The sequence below is a fragment of the Aeromonas lacus genome, from assembly GCF_000764665.1.
GTDB classification, from domain to species: Bacteria; Pseudomonadota; Gammaproteobacteria; order Enterobacterales; family Aeromonadaceae; genus Aeromonas; species Aeromonas lacus.
Genome location: NZ_JRGM01000031.1, coordinates 1 through 19,512, shown reverse-complemented (window position 1 = coordinate 19,512; position 19,512 = coordinate 1). Strand labels below are relative to the sequence as shown.

The window sequence follows — 19,512 nt, the reverse complement described above, 5'->3', positions numbered from 1 at the left end:
CCGCCATGGTCATGACGGGGATTTCTCTTTGCACCGGCCAACCCTCTGGTCAGCTCAAACCATGCTTATGCCTTGGCGGGAGCACTCTCGCCCAGTTCTTCGGTCTCGCCCAGACTGTCTTCGGTCTTGGCTACCACGCTGGCGGCGATGGCGTTGCCCAGCACGTTGGTGGCAGAGCGACCCATGTCGAGGAAGTGATCGATACCCAGCAGCAGCAGGATGCCCGCTTCCGGAATATGGAACTGGTTCAGGGTCGCGGCAATCACCACCAGAGAGGCGCGCGGTACCCCGGCCATCCCCTTGGAGGTGACCATCAGCAGCAGCAGCATGGTGATCTGCTGGGCGGTGGAGAGCTCGATGCCATAAGCCTGAGCGATGAACATCACCGCGAAGGTGCAGTACATCATGGATCCGTCGAGGTTGAAGGAGTAACCCATCGGCAGCACGAAACTGGCGATGCGTTTGTCACAACCGAACTTCTCCAGACGATCCAGCGTCTTCGGATAGGCCGCTTCGGAGCTGGCGGTAGAGAAGGCAAGCAGGATGGGTTCGCGGATCATCGCCAGCAGCTTGATGATGCGACCACGCAGGAAGGCGCCACCCATGGCGATCAGCAGCAGCCAGAGGCAGCCAAGGGCGATGTAGAACTGGGCCATGAAGCTGCCGTAGGTAACCAGAATACCCAGCCCCTCTTTGGCCACCATGGCGGCAATGGCGCCAAACACGGCGAACGGCGCAAAGTTCATCACGTAGCCGGTCACTTTCAGCATGATCTCGGCAGCACTGGCCATCAGCACCACAACCGGTTTGGCCAGATCGCCCAGCGCCGCAGCAGCCAGACCAAAGAACAGGGAGAAGACCACGATCTGCAGGATCTCGTTGGTGGCCATCGCCTCGACCACGCTTTTCGGAATGGCGTGGGTCACAAAATCTTTCAGGGTAATCGCGCCGGCAGAAATGCCAGAGGTAGCGGCATCATTGGGCAGGGAAAGGGAGAGGCCCACCCCCGGCTGCATCAGGGTGACCATCACCAGACCCAGGCTCAGGGAGAGCAGGGAGGCCAGCATGAACCAGCCGAGGGTTTTGGCACCGATACGACCCACGGTGCGGGTATCGCCCATCTTGGCGATGCCAACCACCAGAGTGGTGAAGACCAATGGCGCGATGATCATCTTGATCAGTCGCAGGAAGATATCGGTCAGGATCGTGATGTTGTTTGCAAAGTCTGCCGCCTGATCGGCAGCAAACAGGCGATAGCCCTGGCCGGTAAGGATGCCAAGCAACATCGAAATGAGGATGGCGACCGTCAGTTTATTCATTTTCATGGGGGAGTCCCGGTTTTGATTGGTGCAAGCCGTTGACAGTGGCATGGGAGCCACTACAGTCCGTTTTTGTGATCCGAGCCGTTGATTCCTGGCGGCTGGTATGCTGGGAGAATGCCTAAAAGCAGGGGGTAAATCTAGAGGCTTATTCCAGAATTTTATGCTGCTGTTAGATGTATGTGATATGGATCTTGCAACAAACCGATATTAATCACCGTTTATTTTAATATCAGCAAGATATTTGGTGGAAAGCGACTGTTCATTAATTGCCCGCTTTAGCAACCGGAAGGTAAGCATGGCCGAGATGGTGTGTTGTACCTGCATCTGCGTCATGAAGGTGTCTGGCTCATCCTCGTCAAAGCCGAACATGGGGCGCTCCGGGGTCACCCTCACCGCATCGCGCGCAATGGTCAGCTCCTCCACCTGCAGCATGGGGTAACCCTCCCGCTGCGCCAGCTCCCCTGCCCGCTTGAGCACATATTTGCGGGCCGTCTCCCTGTCCACCAGATCGTTGCCGACAAACTCCAGCTGCCACTTGTCGGGCGCAAGGCGGGTCTCGGAAAAGCCGGTGCGGCCGTTCCAGAACGACTTATCCTGCTGATATGGCGTGGCGCAGCCGCCGAGCAGCAGGGAGAGCAAAACCAGAGATCGCCAGATGGATGCAGAGAGAGACACGATAACCCCCGTCAGGGCAGAACAGTGTCGCTACTACAGCACAGCGCAAGGGGGATAGACAATCGCAGCAACGGCGAAGAGCAGAAAAGAAAAAAGGCCTTGTCGTTTGACAAGGCCTTTTCCGGGGAATGATGGTCGGCGTGAGAGGATTTGAACCTCCGACCCCTGACACCCCATGACAGTGCGCTACCTGGCTGCGCTACACGCCGACGAAGTCAGTCTTAGCTGACGGGGGCTGAGTTTATGGAGATGGCCCAGCCCTGTCAACAAAGAAACGCCGCCAATTCCCCGACAATGGTGCGTTCGCCTGCTTTGCGAACAATCAGCGGTTAAAGGTCAGCCGCTTGCCCAGGATCTGGTCAGTGATCTGCCCGTTTTGCCAGGCGATCTGGCCGTTCACCAGCGTCATCTCCACCGTGCTGTGGAAACGGTAGCCGTTGAAGGGCGACCAGCCACAGTGGTAGAGGATGTTGTCATCGTTGACCACGTAGGGCTTGCCCAGATCCAGCAGCACCAGATCGGCAAAGTAGTCCTCGCGGATGTAGCCGCGATCCTGCACTTGGAAGCGCTCGGCCACCGCGTGGGAGGTCTTCTTGACGATAGTCTCCAGGGTGAACACGCCGTTGTGGTAGAGCTCCAGCAGCGCCTGCAGGGAGTGCTGCACCAGCGGCACACCGGACGGCGCCTTGAAGTAGCTGTTCTGCTTCTCCTCCCAGGTGTGGGGAGCGTGGTCGGTGGCGATGATATCGAGCACGTCATTGCGCACCGCATCGAGCAGCGCGTGCTGATCGGCGGCACTCTTCACCGCCGGGTTGCACTTGATCTGGCTGCCCAAGGTCTCGTAATCGGCTTCGTTGAAGAACAGATGGTGAACACACACCTCGGCAGTGATGTTCTTGTCTTTCAGTTCACTCAGATCGTGGCTGGCGGTAAAGAGCGACAGCTCCTTGGCCGAAGTCAGATGCAGCACATGCAGCTTGGCGCCGTACTGCTTGGCCAGCGCCACCGCCATGCTGGAGGATTTGTAGCACGCCTCGTCACTGCGGATGCGACCATGCTCGCCCATCGGCACATTCTCGCCCCACTTGGCCCGCGCCGCCTCTTCGGCTTTGGCGATGGTCGGGGTGTCTTCGCAGTGGGTGACGATCATCACCGGACTCTCGCGGAAGATGGCCGCCAGGGTCTCCTGATTGTCCACCAGCATGTTGCCGGTCGAGGAGCCCATGAACACCTTGACCCCGCAGGACTGCTTGGGATCGAGGCGCTTGATCTCTTCCAGGTTGTCGTTGGTGGCACCCAGATAGAAGCTGTAGTTGGCGACGGAGGAGTTGGCGGCGATCTGGTATTTGGCTTCGAGGGCGTCGAGGGTGGTGGTCTGGGGATTGACGTTGGGCATTTCCATGAAACTGGTGGTACCACCGGCGACGGCGGCCCGGGATTCACTGGCGATGGTCCCCTTGTGGGTCAGCCCCGGCTCCCGGAAATGGACCTGATCATCGATCATTCCGGGGATGAGGTGGCGACCTGCGGCATCGATCACCACCGCATCATGCGCGTCGATATCGGGTGCGATGCGGGCAATCCGTTCCCCCTCGATCAACACGTCGGAGGCATAGATACGGCCTTCGTTGACCAGGGTGGCATTCTTGATAAGCAGTTTGTTCATGGGGGGTTCCAGTTCCTTTGCCGATAATCGCGGGTCATAATAGCGCAAAACTGCCCTTTCTCTGTAGCAAGGCCTGACTGATGAAGTTATTTGTAAGAGATTTGACCGTGATCGACTCCAGCTACCTGTGCGAACGCCGCGGCATGGTGGGTGAGAGCTGGCTGGTAGATATCGAAATGAGCGGTGAGCTCAACGAGATGAGCATGTTGCTGGACTTCGGCCGGGTAAAGAAGCTGATCAAGTCGATCATCGATGACGAGGTGGATCACAAGCTGCTGGTCCCGACCGAGTGCTCTCTGGTGCATGTCGAGACGCAGGAAGATGGCGAGAGCTGCGTTGATCTGCTGCGCCCCGGCCGCTCCATCCACCTGCGCTGCCCGACCCAGGGTTTTGCCTTTATCCCTGCCCCGCAGGTCGACAAGGAGTCGGTCACTCGCTACCTGCTGGCGGTACTGGCCAAGCGGCTGCCAGGCAACATCAAGGATCTCTCCCTGACCCTGCGCCAGGAAGCCATCGACGGCCCCTTCTATCACTACAGCCACGGCCTGAAAAAGCACGATGGCAACTGCCAGCGCATCGCCCACGGCCACCGCTCCCCCATTGAGATCCACGTCGATGGTGAGCGCGATGGTGAGCTGGAGCTTAACTGGGCCGAACGCTGGGCCGATATCTATCTCGGCACCGATGAGGATAAAGTGGCCCTCGAAGAGCTGGCACTCAGTGCCCGCGCCAACGTGCAGCTGGGTGAACACCACACCGGCTTCAAATATGTGGCGCCGCAGGGGCTGTTCCAGCTGGCCATCCCCAGCGCCGAGGTGGAGATGATCGACACCGACACCACGGTCGAGCTGCTGGCCTGCTATATCGCCCGCGAAGTGAAGAAGATGGTGGGCGACAAGTTCGTCAAGATTGTCGCCTATGAAGGGGTCGGCAAGGGCGCCATCGCCTACGCCTGATCCCCTTGTCACTGCCGCAAACAACAAGGCCCCGCAGATGCGGGGCCTTGTTATTTCAGCCTATTGCCATCAGGCGCTCAAGCGGAAGCGCTTGACCAGGCTCTCCTGCTGCTCGGCGAGGGAGTCGAGCTGCTGGCTGGTCTGGGCCACCCGCTCGATCCCCTGATAGTTGAGATCCGAGATATCGGAGATGCGGTTGAGGTTGGTGGCGATGTCGGCGCTGGTCGCCTGCTGCTGCTCGGCGGCAGAGGCAATCTGGCTCGACATGTCGCTGATGAGCACCACGATCCCCTGCACCTCCTCCATGGCGTTGTTGGCGTGGGAGCTCTGATCCATGCAGCTGTCCATCTCGCGGGAGCACTCCTGCATCACGGTCACCGCTCTGGCGACCCCCTGTTGCAGGTTCTCGATCATGGTCTGGATCTCGCTGGTGGATTGCGCAGTGCGCCCCGCCAGACTGCGCACCTCGTCGGCGACCACCGCAAATCCGCGCCCCTGCTCGCCAGCGCGTGCAGCCTCGATGGCCGCATTGAGGGCCAGCAGGTTGGTCTGCTCGGCGATGCCGCGAATGACATCGAGAATGTTGCCGATCTGGCTGCTCATGCTGCTCACATCGCCAATCACCTTGCCGGTCTGTTGCAGCTTGCCCGCCAGCTGATGGGTGGTGGTGATATTACCTGCCATCACCTTGCGCCCCATCTCGGAGGCCTTCTCCACATCCATCACCCGCTCCAGAGTCTGGTTCGCAGCCTGCGCCACCTCGCGCACCGAGGCTTCCATCTGGGTCATGGCGGCCGCAACCGAGGCGGTCTCCTGCCGCTGTTTCTCCAGATCGGCCCGTACCGATTCGGTGGTGTGGCGGTTGCCGTGGGCAGCATCGTTAAGCTGGGCCGACGCTTGTGAAAGCTGCGCCAGCACCTCCCCCATCTGGGCAATCAGCAGGTTGATCTGGCTGCCCAGCTGGCCAAATTCGTTCTTGCTCTGAAAACCGATACGCTGGGTCATGTCACCGCGAGTCACCTCGGAGAGAACCCGCAGCAGCTCCCGCAGCGGACGACGGATCGCCTTGCCCAGGGTGTAGGCTACCAGCATGGCGATCAGGATGGCGACCACTATGCTCGCCCCCTGAGTCAGGGTGCTCTGGCGCTGCACCTCTTTGGCATGCTGGATACTGCCGTTCATCAGCTGCTGGCTGCTCGCCGTCATCCGCTCCAGCCGGTTCTGGATCTCGACGATCAGTGCGCTGGCCTGCTTGCTCTTCTCCCGCATCAGCTCCTGCTGCTTCATCAACGCCAGATACTGGGCCAGCACCCCTTCGCTGGCAGTGGTGTCGCGCACGAAGCCGTGGACATAGTGACCCATGTCGTTCTCGAAATTCTTGAGCTCACCCTGCAGATCCTTGATGGTGCTGTTGAACCCCTCGATCTGCATCTTGTTGCGCTTGAGCGCCCCTTCGATGGGAGCCGGAATAGTCTGGTTGAGGGCATCCATGGTGGAGAGTTCGATTGCAGAGAGCTTGGTGGTCAGGGTCTCGGAGAGCATCTTGATGAAGCTGTCGTCGATGGTGATCATCATGTCACCCAGATTCTTCTTGAACTGGGGCAGGCTGACCTGAAACTGCCCCTTGGCCAGATTGACCTTGTGCAGCCGGGTGAGCAGTGCCTCATGCTCGCCGGGCAGGGTATCGGTGAGCTCCAGATAACGCGCCACCTGCTCGCCAAGGGCGGTCATCTCGCCCTGCAGCTCGGGGTGTTCGGCCACCTGCTGACGCAAGGCGGCCAGGGTCTTGTCGACCTGCGCCTTGGCCTGTTTCAGCTCAGCCACTTCGGCCGGCAGCTGCTTGGGGTCCTGCTCGGTCAGCACATCCCCGAGCCACTTGTTGGCGCTGAGCAGAGAGATCTGGGTCTGACTGCTGGAGATCACCAGTGGCATCGACTGCTGGGTAACCTGTTCCAGCGCCCCGCCGAGGGTCTCCTGACTACGAAATGTGAGCAGTGAGCTGGCCACCATCACGGCCACCAGAATAGCGAAGCCAAGATAGACCCGCTGCAAGATGGAGAGATCCGACATTGATTGTTTCATTATTATCCCGCTGTATATGCAAAAGTCCCTTGCCTGAGTACCCCGTCCTTTTGATACCCTGCAGACCACCCTGAACAGGCGCTACAGATGACGTCCCTCCGGCTATCGGTATTTTTAACAATAACTGAAGGGAATGGGACATCAGCTGTGTCAAATCTCGGCTTGTGTCACACTTGCCGTGCAGCCCGGAGCCGCTTGGGATCCAAATTCGATTTTCTTTTTCTCATAAGGGAGTTAGCCATGGCGCAAGAAACCATTTTCAGCAAAATCATCCGTAAAGAGATCCCCGCCGACATCCTTTATCAGGACGATCTGGTGACCGCTTTCCGGGACATCCAGCCCAAGGCAAAGACCCACGTGCTGATCATCCCCAACGTGCTGATCCCTACCGTCAACGACGTGGAGCCGGAGCACGAACTGGCTCTTGGCCGGATGTTCACCGTGGCCCGCAAGCTCGCCGCCGAAGCAGGCATTGCCGAGGATGGCTACCGCCTCATCATGAACTGCAACCGCCACGGTGGGCAGGAGGTCTACCACATCCACATGCATCTGGTCGGTGGCCAGCCGCTGGGACCGCTGCTCAGCCTGTAATGACTCGCTACATCGCCACCTGCCGCAGCGCCATGTTGCTCTGCGGCGCCCTGCTGTTGCTGGGGGGCTGCGCCTCCCGCTGGCAAGACATGTTCGTCTCTTACTCCGATCAGATGGTGCCACTGCGCAACCAGCTGCTGCTGGGCCATGCCGCCGAGGCGCTGCCCGAGGTGCGCGACTCCACCCTCGGCGATGACACCTTTGTCCTCGACCGTCTGGAAGAGGGGCGCATCGCCTGGCTCGCCGGTCAGGATGCGGGCAGCAAGCAGGCGTTTTCTGCCGCCGACAGCCGCCTCGAGTGGGAAGAGAATCAGGCCGAATACCGGCTGAGCCACGGTCTGGATCAGGTGGGCAGCCTGCTCACCAACGACCAGTCGATGGCCTACCTCACCCCCGATTACGAACGCACCATGCTGCACCACTATCTGGCCCTCAACTACCTGCATCGGGGGGATGCCGATGGCGCCCTGGTGGAGGTGCGCCGGGCCAATAAGGTGCAGGAGCAAGCCCTGAAACGGCGAGCAGACGAGGTACGCAAGGCAAAGAATGAGAGCGAAGAGGCCGAGACCGAGGGGGAGATGCGCCAGCTGATGTCGCGCGGCGCACCCGAGCTCGACCGGCTGATCGGCAAGGTCAAGAACGGTTTCCAGAACGCCTATACCTTCTACTTCTCCGCCGTGCTCTATGAGGCGGCGGGGGATCTCAACGACGCCTGGGTCGATTACCAACGCGGCTACCAGATAGCGCCGGACAACCGCAGCCTGCAAGATGCCTTGCTGCGTCTGGCGGTGCTGCGTGGCGCGCCGGACGAGATCCGCGCGACCGAGAAAAAGGTGGGTCGCAAAGCGCCACCACCCACTAAAAATCAGGGCCAACTGGTGGTGCTGTTTGAAGATGGCCTGATCCCGGCACGGCGCGAACTGTTCCTGCCGCTCCCAATCTCCACCTCCCGCGGCGATTTTCGCACCTTTACCGTGGCCATCCCCTATTACGATAATCGGGCCAGCGACACGGGGCCGCTCACGGTCACGCTCGGCAAACGGGTCGAGCAGACCAGCGAATTGGTCAGGCTGGAAGCGCTGGCCGCCAAAGATCTGCAGGAGCGGCTGCCCGGTATGCTGACCCGGCAGGCGCTGCGGCTGGTGACCAAGGAGCAGATGCGCCGCACCGCCGCCAAAGAGGGGGGCGATGTAGGCAATATTCTGGTGGGGATCTTCAATACCCTCTCGGAACGGGCTGATACCCGCAGCTGGCTCACGCTACCGGCACAGGCATCGAGCTGGCAGGGAATGGTACCTGCAGGTGAGGTAAATCTCACCTTGGGAGCAGGTGCCGCCCAGCGTCAATTGCCGCTAACCATTCATAGCGGCCGCACCACTCTGGTCTGGGTTCAGCGCCTCGGCGCCGGCCTGACCACCCGGGTGATGCCGCTCTGAGCAAGCGGCGAAGAGAGATGAGCAAGACGATTAACCGGGCAGCCCCAGTGCTGCCCCACTCACTCCAACCAAGGAGAGCAAGATGAAAGCATACGGGTTGGCCCTCGGGTTCGCGCTGCTGCTGACCGGCTGCGCCACCAATACCTCCGGTGTGGCGCTCTATGGAGCACCGGGCGCCGCAGCGGTGACGGAGCAGCATCAAAACGTCAACGTCACCCTGACCGAGCTGAGCCGCCATGAACAGAACGCCCTGCTGCAGGTCAATGTGGCCGCCGCCAGCACCCAGCGTGGCGACAACAAGCTGCAATATATGTTCTATTGGTATGATGAGGCCGGTCAGGAGGTCGCCAGCGACGGTCGTGGCTGGACACCGCTCAAGCTGCACGGCTATCAGACCCGCACTCTGTCAGCCCTGGCCCCGACCCCGACCGCCCGCGGTTACCGGATTTATGTACGTGAAGTGATTGAGGAATCCTACTGATGAAAATGAATCATGCCCTGCTGATCCTGACCGGCGCATTGCTGCTGGGCGGCTGCTCCAGCACCACGGTCAGCTACGGTGATCCGACCGAAACCGAAACGGTCACCGTCGATTACGGCTCCAGCGATCTGCAGGCCATCGCCGACAAGATGGCGGATTCCATGCTGGCCTCCCCCGCCACCAGCGAGATCACCGCCGGCGGTCGTCCGGTGATGTTTATGGACTCCATCCGCAACAAGACCTCCGAGCACATCGATACTGAAGCGATCACCGACACCATCCGCACCAAGCTGCTGCGGGCCGGCAAGTTCCGCTTCGTCGACATGAGCAAGGTTGCCGCCGTCAAGCAGCAGCTCGAATATCAGCAGAGCAGCGGCATGGTTGACCCGGCCTCCATGGTGCGACTGGGCAAGCAGACCGGTGCCCGCTACATGGTCTATGGCAACCTCGCCAGCATCGTCAAGGACAATGGCAAGGTGAAGGATGTCTACTACCAGATGACCATGAACCTGATGGATCTGCAAAGCGGCGAACTGCTCTGGGCTGACCAGAAAGAGATCCGCAAGCAGGCGAAGAAGTCCACCTTTGGCTGGTAAGGCTCACCCGGTGATGCTCGCCCCCGACGCCCTGCTCGCCACGCTGCCCGTCCCATGGCGAGACGGGACTCTCGAGCCGCTCGGCGCGGGCCTCACCAACAGCAACTATCGACTGCGCCTCCCTTCGGGGCGCAGTTACTTTTTGCGTCAGGGCCATCCGGATCCGGTGCGCCTTGGCATCGACCGGGCCACCGAGTGGCAGCTCTATCAGGGAGCCATGAAGTCGGGTCTGGCACTGCCCTGCCATTACCAGGATCCCGCCAGCGGCCTGATGCTGCTGGAGTGGTGCGACGAGCCAAACTGGCTAGAGGCTGCGCCCTCCGTCGCCAAACAGACCCGTTTGCTGGCAGATGTGCTGCGCAAGCTGCATCGCCTCCCCCTTCCCTCTGTGGTGATGGCGGTACGGGCCCACGCCGCCGGTTATCGCGCCCGGTTGGCTCAGGTACCGACCTGGCTACCGACGCTGGAGCGCAGCCTGCTTGCCAACCGCGAACCCGACGATTGCTGGCGGCCTTGCCACCATGATCTCAATCCGGCTAACTTGTTGGGTCACGCGCCCTGGGTTATCGACTGGGAGTACGGCGCGGCAGGCCATCCCGGTTTTGAGGTGGCCAGCATCCAGCGCACTCACGACTGGCCCGCAGAGCGCCGCCTGGCGCTGGAGGAGCACTATCTGCGCTCGCTACCACGCCATGAGTGGCCCGATTTTCAGAGCGAGGCGTTCATCCCCTGGGTCGACTATATCGGTCTACTCTGGGCTCTGCTGATGGCGGAACAACACGCTTCGCCCGACTACGACGCACTGATTGCCCTCAACCGGCAACGACTGGAGTGACAGATGATCAACAAGGTGCGCTGGCACAAGCCAAAAACCTGGGGTCTGCTACTGCTCGCCCTGCTGCTGACCGGCTGCTCGACCCGGGTCATCTACTACTGGATTGATACCGCCATCATCTGGCAGCTGGACGACTATTTCGTCCTCACCTCACCCCAGAAGGATCTGCTGAGCCGCGAGGTCAAAGGGCTGATGGCATGGCACCGCCAGCACGAACTGCCCCGCTACGCCCGGGATCTCGATACCCTCGCCAAAGCGGTGGCCAGCCCCATGACACCGGAGCAGATCTCCACCAATCTCGATGCGGTGCAGCAGAGCCTGACCCGCACCCTGGAGAACGCCATTCCCCGTACCGTCAGGCTGGCGAGCACTCTCAGCGATGAGCAGGTGACCCGCTTCATGGCCGATCGGCTCAAACGCCAGCAGGAGCGGCAGCAGGAGTTTGCCAGCGAACCCAAAGAGAAGATGCTGGCGGAGTTTCGCGACAAGATGAACCAGCGCCTCGAGTACTGGATTGGCGAAGTGAAACCGGCGCAGGCGCCACTGGTGGCACAGTGGGCCGAGTGGCAGTACGAGCTGATGCCCCCCTGGCTCGAGTTCCAGACCTCCTGGACCAAAGAGCTGGACAGGCTGATGCAGCAGCGCCAAAGCCCCGATTTCACCCGCGAACTGACCGAACTGCTGGCACAGGGGGATGGCATGATGGATGGCCGCTTTACCGGTTATACCGAGCAGTCGCGCCAGCGCACCGTCAACTGGCTCTGCGCCATGAGTCAGTCACTGGATCTGGCCCAGCGGGCCCATCTCTACTCACTGCTCAAGGGCTATGCTCGCGATTTCCAGCAGATGACCGGGAGCTGACCAAGGGGCTTCAGAATAATCCTAATTGGGCGGCAAGGGTTGTCCCACCTGCGCTGCCTGTGGTAGTTTCCCTTTTCCATTTATCGGGAATACCCTTTTGCGCCTTATCGACAAAGTCAAACTGGGGCTGGTGGCACTCGTTGTCTCGCTCACTCTGCTTTGTTCCATCAATGTGATGGAAGGCCCGCTGCTACCCGATCAGCAACAGACCCAGAGCCTCTCGCAAGCGAGCGAGAGCGACGATGGTGTCATCAAGTTTGTTGCGACCAACCAGAATCACCTGCTGCGTTTTGAGCAATCCCTGCGCAGCGACAACCAGCCCAAGAGCGTGGTCTACGAGCTGATCCAGAGCTGGTCAGCCCAGGCGATCCTGCTGGTGCTGCTTGGCTGGCTGTTGCTGGCCGCCCAGCTCTACCACAAGCAGCTCTTTCGTGATCCCTTCGCCACGATTCACCGCCACCGGCTGCAGCGCCAGTATCTGCAGTACCGCTTCACCCAGAGCTATCTGAGCGCCTGACCCCGAGGGGTTGGCACATCCACTGTTTGCTCATCTCCTCCTTCTGACGGATCCCGCTTCGGCCTGATCCGCACTTGATGCATCCATTTTTCTGCGCCTTGCCGAGCCTTGATGCTATCGGCCTGCGCACCATTCTCCTGACAGAGGCCAATTTGCCATGAGAAAAACCAGTCATACCCTTCTTAACCGCATGAGCAAGTGGCAGTACGCCCTACTGCTGCTCATGCTGCTGACCTTTACCTTCTATTCGCTGCCCACCTTCTTTGGTGAGCAGCCCTCTCTTGGTCTGCACGGTCAGCAGAGCCTGACCACCAAACAGCAGATGCTGCTGACCGACAACCACCTGAACCCGGCCAAGATCATCGAACAACCGGAGCGGGTCGAGCTGGTCTTTGCCACTCAGAGCGAACAGCAAAGAGCCAAACAACTGCTGGAGCAGCAGGGCCTCGACAGCGCAGCGCTGACGCTGGAGTTCCACTCCAACGCCCCGACCTGGATCAGCCGCCTTGGCGCCGATCCCATCAAACTCGGGCTCGATCTGCGCGGCGGCTCCCAGCTGCTGATCGGGGTCGATGTCGATTTCGTCCTCGATGCCCAGACCAAGAATCTGGTCGACACCCTGCGCACCCGCTTCCGTGAAGCCAATCTGCGCGGTGCGGGTGTGGCCCGGGCCGATCTCGGCAGCGTCAATGTCACCCTGCCGGAAGCTGACGATCAGAGTGGCTGGCTCACCATCATCAAGGAGAGCGCCGGCACCCGTCAGGATCAGTGGAAAATGACCCGCAGCGGCAATCAGCTCAAGCTGGTGTTGAGCGAGGCCGAGCGCACCCAGCTCATCAACAACGCCGTGACCCAGAACCTCTCCATCCTCAAAAAGCGGATCAACGAACTCGGCATCGTCGAGGCCTCGGTACAACGTCAGGGGCAGGATGGCATCCGCATCGAGCTGCCGGGCGTGCACAACCCCAAACAGGCGAAAGAGGTGATCGGGGCGACCGCGTCACTGGCCTTCTACGAGGCCAAGGCTGACAGCCACTTCTACATCGCCGATCGCAACGGTCAGGCCGTCGGCATGGCGCGCCGGCCAGTATTGACCGGCGAACACATCGTCGATGCCCGGGCCAACATGGGCGAGATGGGTCAACCGCAGGTCAACATCGTGCTCGACACCCTGGGCGGCAACAAGATGAACCAGTTCAGCCGCCAGCATGTGGGCAAGCCGATGGCGACCGTCTTCACCGAGTACAAGACCAATGCCCAGGGCAAGCTGCGCGCCCAGAGCGAGGTGATCAACGTCGCCACCATCCAGACCGCCCTTGGCAACCAGTTCCGCATCACCGGGATTGGCAGCCTGCCGGAAGCGCAGGAGCTCGCCATGCTGCTGCGCGCCGGCGCCCTCACCGCACCGCTCAAGATCCTGGAAGAGCGCAGCATTGGCCCGACCCTCGGGATGCAGAATATCGAAGCGGGCTTCACCGCCCTCGGTTTCGGCATGGCGGGCATGATGCTGTTCATGATGGCCTGGTATCGCAAGTTCGGCTGGGTCGCCATCACCGCGCTGGTCGCCAACCTGTTGATGCAGGTCGGCATGCTGGCGGTGCTGCCGGGGGCCGTGCTGACCCTGCCGGGGATCGCCGGTCTGGTGCTGACGGTGGGGATGGCGGTGGATACCCACGTGCTCATCTTCGAGCGGATCAAGGATCGCCTGCGTGACGGCGGCTCGCTGGCCAACGCCATCGACTTTGGCTATCGCTCGGCATTTCGCACCATCTTCGATGCCAACATCACCACGCTCATCTGCGCCGTGGTGCTCTACTCCATCGGTTCCGGGCCGCTGCAAGGCTTCTCCATCACCCTCATTCTGGGACTTATCTCCAGCATGGTGACCGGGATCTGGGGCACACGCGCCATCATCAACCCCCTGTGGGGCCGCAGCAGCGAGCGCACGCTGAAGGTGTAACGGGGCGAACCGCCCCCTGATGAGCGGATCCGGCTCCGCCGCCGGTCATGGAGATGGCCAGCCGGGCGCACCGGATCAGAGACATTTCCCCCGCAGTGCCAAGGCACGTCGGGATGCGGCCGCCAGCCAGGTGCTGGCAGGCCAAGGAGAGAACTATGTTGAGAATGATTGTTGCCATGGGTCTGACCCGCTGGCGTTATATCGGCCTGTGGGCCTCTATCGTACTGACAGTAGCGAGCATCGCCATGCTGCTGGTCAACGGCCTTGCCCTCGGCCTCGACTTTACCGGTGGCACCCTGCTGGAGTTTCATATCCAGACCCTCAAGGAGGCCCATGAGCTCAACGCCATGCTCACCTCCCCGCTGGCGGGCGCGGTGGAACTCAGCTCTGCCGGTGTTCCCGGCGAGTGGCTGATCAAGCTGCCACCGCACGAACTGCCCTGGCAGGCCACCGAGCTTGCCACCATGCTGACCCAGCAACTGGGCATGCCGGTCGAGCTGCTGCGCACCACCATCGTCGGCCCGCAGGTGGGCGCCGAGCTGTTCCAGCAGGGGATGCTGGCGGTGCTGGTCGCCTCTCTCGCCATCTCGGCCTATCTGGCGTTTCGCTTCGAGTGGCGTCAGGCCATCGGCATTCTTATCTCGGTGATCCACGATGCCATCGTGGCGCTGGGATTGCTGGCGCTGTTCAACATCGAGTTTGATCTCAACGTCATCGCCGGTCTGATGGCGGTGATCGGCTACTCCCTCAACGACAGCATCGTGATTTCGGACCGTTTGCGGGATCTGCTGAGCTCGCGCACCCAGATGGGGATCCACGAATGTTCTGATGTCGCCATCAAGGCCACCTTCAGCCGCACCATGATCACCTCGGGTACCACCCTGTTTACCGTCGGGGCACTGCTGCTGTTTGGCGGCGATACCCTCTACGGTTTCTCCTTCACTCTGTTCACCGGCATTCTGGTGGGGACCATCTCCTCCATCACAGTGGCCTCCACCGTGCAGGAGCTGCTGGGTCTGAGCCCGTTGGCCTATCAGAAGAAGGGTGAGGAGCCGCTGGCAGAGGCGGCATAACCGCCCTTGTTACGGTTCTTTTTACGGTGTGTTTTACCTCCCACCTTCCGGCCCCTGCACACTGGCAGGGGCCTCTTTCCTGCCCCTTCTTTTAACGCTGTTAGCTTCTTTTTACGAAGAAAATTTACGAGTGAGCAGATTGACAGCAAATGATGAAAAAACAACCACACCTTAATAACAAAAAAGTCATTTTATTACGGCATACCCCGCAAAAATGTGACTGAAAGCACTTTCTTTAGGTCTCAAAAGCGGCAAGATTGTAGTGATTTATCTACAAAGGGATACAAGATGTTGTTACAACCTGCCAATACAGCAAAAGCGAGACAGTTGCTGAACGAGACCATGGCTTTGGTTCTCGCCGGAGGGCGGGGTAGTCGCCTCAAACAGTTAACTGATAACAGAGCGAAGCCTGCAGTCCACTTTGGCGGAAAATTCCGCATCATCGATTTTGTGCTCTCCAACTGCATCAACTCCGGCATTCGCCGCGTCGGTGTGGTGACCCAGTACAAATCCCACAGCTTGCTGCGCCACCTTCAGTCCGGTTGGTCTTTCTTGCGCTATCAGATGAACGAGTTCATCGACCTGCTGCCCGCGCAGCAGCGCGTGGACGAGGTCAACTGGTATCGGGGCACCGCCGATGCGGTCTATCAGAACCTGGACATCATCCGCGACCATGGCCCCAAATATGTGGTGGTGCTGGCTGGCGATCACATCTACAAGATGGATTACGCCGCCATGCTGCTCGACCACGTCAACATGGGTGCCAAGGTGACCGTTGCCTGTATCGAAGTGCCGCGCAGTGAAGCGAGTGCCTTCGGGGTGATGGCGGTCGATGGCGATCGCAAGATCAATGCCTTTGTGGAAAAGCCGGCCAACCCGCCTGCCATGCCGGGCAAGGAAGATACCTCCCTCGCCTCCATGGGGGTTTACATCTTCGATGCCGACTATCTCTATCAGTTGCTGGATGAAGACATCACCAACGACGAATCCCATCACGATTTCGGGATGGACGTGATCCCCCGCGTGGTGCGGGAAGGGACTGCGTACGCTCACCCGTTTGGCATGTCCTGCGTCGGCTGCAATGCCGAGAAGCGCCCCTACTGGCGCGATGTGGGCACAGTGGACTCCTTCTGGGAGGCCAACATGGACCTCGCCTCCGTCACTCCGGAGCTCGATATCTATGATCAGGACTGGCCCATCTGGACCAGCCAGACCATGACGCCGCCAGCCAAGTTCGTGCAGGACAGAAACGGCCAGCACGGCATGACCATCAACTCGATGTTCTCTGGCGGCACCATCGTCAGCGGCTCCTTTATCCTGAGCTCGGTGCTCTTTACCAATGTGCGGGTTCACTCTTTCTGCACCCTGGATCAGGCCGTGGTCTTCCCCGGGGTCGAGATCGGGCCGGGCTGCCGCCTGCGCCGGGTGGTGATCGACAAGGGCTGCAAGCTGCCGGAAGGGATGGTGATCGGTGAAAACGCCGATGAGGATGCCCGTCGCTTCTATCGCTCCGAACAGGGCATAGTCCTGGTCACCAAAGAGATGCTGGACAAACTCAAGGCGTAATATCACGTCTTGAACGGGGCTCTGGCCCCTATTCGAAGGGGCCATCAGGGCCCCTTTCTTGTTTCTCTGCGGTGTCGAGCCAGCTCTCCCTTTATGCTCTTTTTACCCTCTCTCAGCACCAACCGTAAACATTTAATTACAAAAATCACTCCCCATCACGCTATGTCTCACTATTTTATTACCATAACGACTATGTCAACGCGTTTTTATCTGCATAAATGGCAGTAAACCCGCTTGTTTCACTTGATTGTTTGTTTTTACTTGGTAAGGTGAGGGCGGTTGCGTAACAAAGCACGTACCAATGTAAACATAAATGTACGATTGCTTTTAGAATTCAGTCCAGAGAGAACGACATCATGCAAAGAGATCCCCTGAACAACATCCATATCCAGTCCGAACAAGTGATGATCACGCCTGCCCAGCTCAAGGAGAAATTGCCTATCTCCGCCAAGGCGCTGGCATTCGTGCAAGGGGCCCGCAATACCATCGCCGATATCATCCACCGCCGTGACCACCGCCTGCTGGTGATCTGCGGCCCCTGCTCCATCCACGACATGGAGGCCGCCAAAGAGTACGCAACCAGACTCAAGGCCTTGCATGATGCCTATCAGGACTCTCTCTACATTGTGATGCGGGTTTACTTTGAGAAACCCCGCACCACGGTGGGCTGGAAGGGCTTTATCAACGATCCCAATCTGGATGGCACCTTCGACGTAGAGCTGGGGCTGCACCGTGCCCGCGAGCTGCTCTGCTCGCTGGCCGAGATGGAGCTACCGCTGGCGACCGAAGCACTCGACCCCATCAGCCCGCAATACTTGGCCGAGCTCTTCTCCTGGTCAGCTATCGGCGCCCGCACCACCGAATCCCAGACCCACAGGGAGATGGCCTCCGGCCTCTCAATGCCGGTCGGCTTCAAGAACGGTACCGACGGCAATCTGGGCACCGCCATCAATGCCCTGCAATCGGCCTCCTCTCCCCACGCCTTTATGGGCATTAACCAGCAGGGTCAGGTCGCGCTGCTGCAGACCCAGGGCAACCCGGATGGCCATGTGATCCTGCGCGGCGGCAAACACCCCAACTACGACTCGGTCAACGTGTCGCTGGCCGAAGAGGCGCTGGAAAAAGCAGGCCTGCAGCCGGGGCTAGTGGTGGATTGCAGCCACGGCAACTCCAGCAAGGATCACCGTCTGCAACCCAAGGTGGCTGACAACGTCATCCACCAGATCCTGGAGGGGAACCGCTCCATCATCGGGGTGATGCTCGAGTCCAACCTGTTCGAAGGCAACCAGTCAAGCGAGCAACCCAAGTGCGAGATGCGCTACGGTGTCTCCATCACCGATGCCTGCATCGACTGGGAAACCACAGAGGCGCTGCTGGCCCGTTGCCACAGCCAGCTGGCGGCGCCACTCAAGAGCAGAACTGGCCGTTAAGCCGTGATATCTTGATGCAACATATTGAATCACAAGGTGCCGTTGCAGGCGGCACCCACAGGGACTGAAGATGGCAGAAGAGTTGAATGCCCTCAGGGATAAGATTGATGCGGTAGACAGGCAGCTGATCGATCTGCTGGCCGCTCGACTAGCGCTGGTGGGAGAAGTCGGTGAAGTGAAGAGTCGCCACGGCCTGCCCATCTACGCGCCGGATCGGGAGGCCAGCATGCTGGCCCGCCGCCGCGCCGAAGCCGAGGCACTGGGAGTGCCGGGCGATCTGATCGAAGACGTGTTGCGCCGGGTGATGCGCGAATCTTACACCAGTGAAAAAGATACCGGCTTCAAGTGCATGAAGCCGGATCTGGGCAAGGTGGTGATCATCGGCGGTCAGGGCCAGCTTGGCCGCCTGTTTGGCCATATGTTCACCCTCTCGGGCTATCACGTCGATACCCTCGAACAGGGCGACTGGCCAAGAGCGGACGAGATCCTGCAGGGCGCAGGACTGGTGATGGTAGCGGTGCCCATCGACATCACCTGCCAGATCATCGACCGGCTCGGCAACCTGCCCGCAGATTGCCTGCTGGTGGATGTCACCAGCGTCAAATCCGCTCCGCTCGAGCACATGCTGGCGGTGCACCGGGGGCCTGTGCTGGGTCTGCACCCCATGTTCGGACCGGATGTGGCAAGCCTTGCCAAACAGGTGATCGTCTGCTGTCAGGGACGTGACGCAGCCGCCAGCCAGTGGCTGCTGGAGCAGATGACCATCTGGGGCGCCCGCCTGCAGCAGGTGGAAGCCAAGGCCCACGATGAGGCGATGACCTTTATCCAGGCACTGCGCCACTTTGCCACCTTTGCCTATGGCTGGCACCTCTCCCGGGAAGGAGCCAATCTGGAGCGGCTGCTAGCGTTGAGCTCTCCCATCTACCGGCTGGAGCTGGCCATGGTGGGGCGGCTGTTTGCCCAGGATCCCCACCTCTATGCCGACATCATTTTGTCGTCGCCACAGAACCTGGCGATGATCCGGCGCTACTACCAGAACTTCGGCGAGGCGCTGAGTCTGCTGGAGCGTGGAGACAGGGACGGTTTTATCGAGGCGTTCAGCCAGGTTTCCGGCTTCTTTGGTGACCATGCCGACCAGTTCCTGCGCGAAAGCCGCACCCTGCTGGCACAAGCCAACGATCGCCGCCAGCACAGCTGATCGAACCCGCGCCAACCGATTACCAAGGGAAGATGCCTCTCATCTTCCCTTTTTATTGGTACGCCATTTATTGCCACGCTATTTCTTGGCTCTCTATTTATTGACACGCCCTCCCAAAGCCCCAGTCTAAACACACGCTGGAGATCCTTTTGCAGACCACGCACTTCCCTTATCAGCTCACCAGCTGAAAATAACCGCGCCGGTTTTCCTACCCACTGCTAATGGTCGCTCGCTTGCCACCCATCTGACGGCAATCGGCAATCGGCA

At 60.1% G+C, this 19,512-nt stretch carries 17 protein-coding genes and 1 tRNA gene; 13 read left to right on the top strand and 5 right to left on the bottom strand.

Going from position 1 to position 19,512, the window contains the following annotated elements:
* Window positions 1-65: 65 nt before the first annotated feature.
* From LG31_RS0104935 to LG31_RS0104920, 4 genes are all read right to left on the bottom strand, one after another.
* Entirely contained in the window at window positions 66-1,325 is a 1,260-nt protein-coding gene (locus LG31_RS0104935) for a dicarboxylate/amino acid:cation symporter (protein WP_033113388.1), read from the bottom strand.
* A gap of 204 nt (window positions 1,326-1,529) precedes the next feature.
* A complete protein-coding gene (locus LG31_RS0104930) occupies window positions 1,530-1,997 on the bottom strand; it encodes a CC0125/CC1285 family lipoprotein (RefSeq protein WP_238567479.1) in 468 nt (155 codons plus the stop codon).
* 132 nt (window positions 1,998-2,129) lie between these two features.
* Window positions 2,130-2,206: transfer RNA gene (locus LG31_RS0104925), tRNA-Pro, on the bottom strand.
* 113 nt (window positions 2,207-2,319) lie between these two features.
* Window positions 2,320-3,663, bottom strand: a complete 1,344-nt coding sequence (locus LG31_RS0104920; RefSeq protein WP_033113386.1) for a dihydroorotase — start codon at window positions 3,661-3,663, stop codon at window positions 2,320-2,322.
* A gap of 80 nt (window positions 3,664-3,743) precedes the next feature.
* Here LG31_RS0104920 and LG31_RS0104915 point away from each other — a divergent pair, with 80 nt between their 5' ends.
* A complete protein-coding gene (locus tag LG31_RS0104915) occupies window positions 3,744-4,619 on the top strand; it encodes a 6-carboxytetrahydropterin synthase (protein WP_033113385.1) in 876 nt (291 codons plus the stop codon).
* Between the two features lie 69 nt (window positions 4,620-4,688).
* Here the strand turns inward: LG31_RS0104915 and LG31_RS0104910 are convergent, their stop codons facing one another.
* On the bottom strand, window positions 4,689-6,701 hold the full coding sequence (locus LG31_RS0104910; RefSeq protein WP_033113384.1) for a methyl-accepting chemotaxis protein: 2,013 nt from the start codon (window positions 6,699-6,701) through the stop codon (window positions 4,689-4,691).
* Between the two features lie 240 nt (window positions 6,702-6,941).
* Here LG31_RS0104910 and hinT point away from each other — a divergent pair, with 240 nt between their 5' ends.
* From hinT to tyrA, 12 genes are all read left to right on the top strand, one after another.
* Entirely contained in the window at window positions 6,942-7,292 is a 351-nt protein-coding gene (gene hinT / locus LG31_RS0104905) for a purine nucleoside phosphoramidase (protein WP_033113383.1), read from the top strand.
* A complete protein-coding gene (locus LG31_RS0104900; protein ID WP_050513407.1) occupies window positions 7,292-8,728 on the top strand; it encodes a COG3014 family protein in 1,437 nt (478 codons plus the stop codon). Before hinT ends, LG31_RS0104900 begins: the two co-directional genes overlap by 1 nt.
* 82 nt (window positions 8,729-8,810) lie before the next feature.
* The gene (locus LG31_RS0104895; RefSeq protein ID WP_033113382.1) at window positions 8,811-9,209 is read left to right on the top strand and encodes a YcfL family putative periplasmic lipoprotein; all 399 of its coding nucleotides are present in this window, start codon (window positions 8,811-8,813) and stop codon (window positions 9,207-9,209) included.
* The gene (gene lpoB, locus LG31_RS0104890) at window positions 9,209-9,805 is read left to right on the top strand and encodes a penicillin-binding protein activator LpoB (protein WP_033113381.1); all 597 of its coding nucleotides are present in this window, start codon (window positions 9,209-9,211) and stop codon (window positions 9,803-9,805) included. Before LG31_RS0104895 ends, lpoB begins: the two co-directional genes overlap by 1 nt.
* Entirely contained in the window at window positions 9,795-10,640 is an 846-nt protein-coding gene (locus LG31_RS0104885; RefSeq protein WP_420796188.1) for a phosphotransferase, read from the top strand. The genes lpoB and LG31_RS0104885 overlap by 11 nt, the downstream gene beginning before the upstream one ends.
* Before the next feature lie 3 nt (window positions 10,641-10,643).
* Complete coding sequence (locus tag LG31_RS0104880) at window positions 10,644-11,501, top strand: DUF6279 family lipoprotein (RefSeq protein ID WP_033113380.1); 858 nt, start codon at window positions 10,644-10,646, stop codon at window positions 11,499-11,501.
* Window positions 11,502-11,598: 97 nt separating this feature from the next.
* On the top strand, window positions 11,599-12,018 hold the full coding sequence (locus tag LG31_RS0104875; protein ID WP_033113379.1) for a hypothetical protein: 420 nt from the start codon (window positions 11,599-11,601) through the stop codon (window positions 12,016-12,018).
* A 157-nt stretch (window positions 12,019-12,175) separates the two neighbouring features.
* Window positions 12,176-13,978 (top strand): protein translocase subunit SecD, encoded by a 1,803-nt coding sequence (gene secD, locus LG31_RS0104870; protein WP_033113378.1) that lies wholly within the window; start codon window positions 12,176-12,178, stop codon window positions 13,976-13,978.
* Between the two features lie 155 nt (window positions 13,979-14,133).
* Window positions 14,134-15,051 (top strand): protein translocase subunit SecF, encoded by a 918-nt coding sequence (gene secF, locus LG31_RS0104865; protein ID WP_193354216.1) that lies wholly within the window; start codon window positions 14,134-14,136, stop codon window positions 15,049-15,051.
* A gap of 288 nt (window positions 15,052-15,339) precedes the next feature.
* Entirely contained in the window at window positions 15,340-16,617 is a 1,278-nt protein-coding gene (gene glgC, locus LG31_RS0104860; RefSeq protein ID WP_033113376.1) for a glucose-1-phosphate adenylyltransferase, read from the top strand.
* A 356-nt stretch (window positions 16,618-16,973) separates the two neighbouring features.
* Window positions 16,974-18,047 (top strand): 3-deoxy-7-phosphoheptulonate synthase, encoded by a 1,074-nt coding sequence (locus LG31_RS0104855; protein WP_033113375.1) that lies wholly within the window; start codon window positions 16,974-16,976, stop codon window positions 18,045-18,047.
* A gap of 70 nt (window positions 18,048-18,117) precedes the next feature.
* Window positions 18,118-19,245, top strand: coding sequence for a bifunctional chorismate mutase/prephenate dehydrogenase (gene tyrA / locus LG31_RS0104850; RefSeq protein ID WP_033113374.1), 1,128 nt, complete (start codon window positions 18,118-18,120; stop codon window positions 19,243-19,245).
* Window positions 19,246-19,512: the final 267 nt, after the last annotated feature.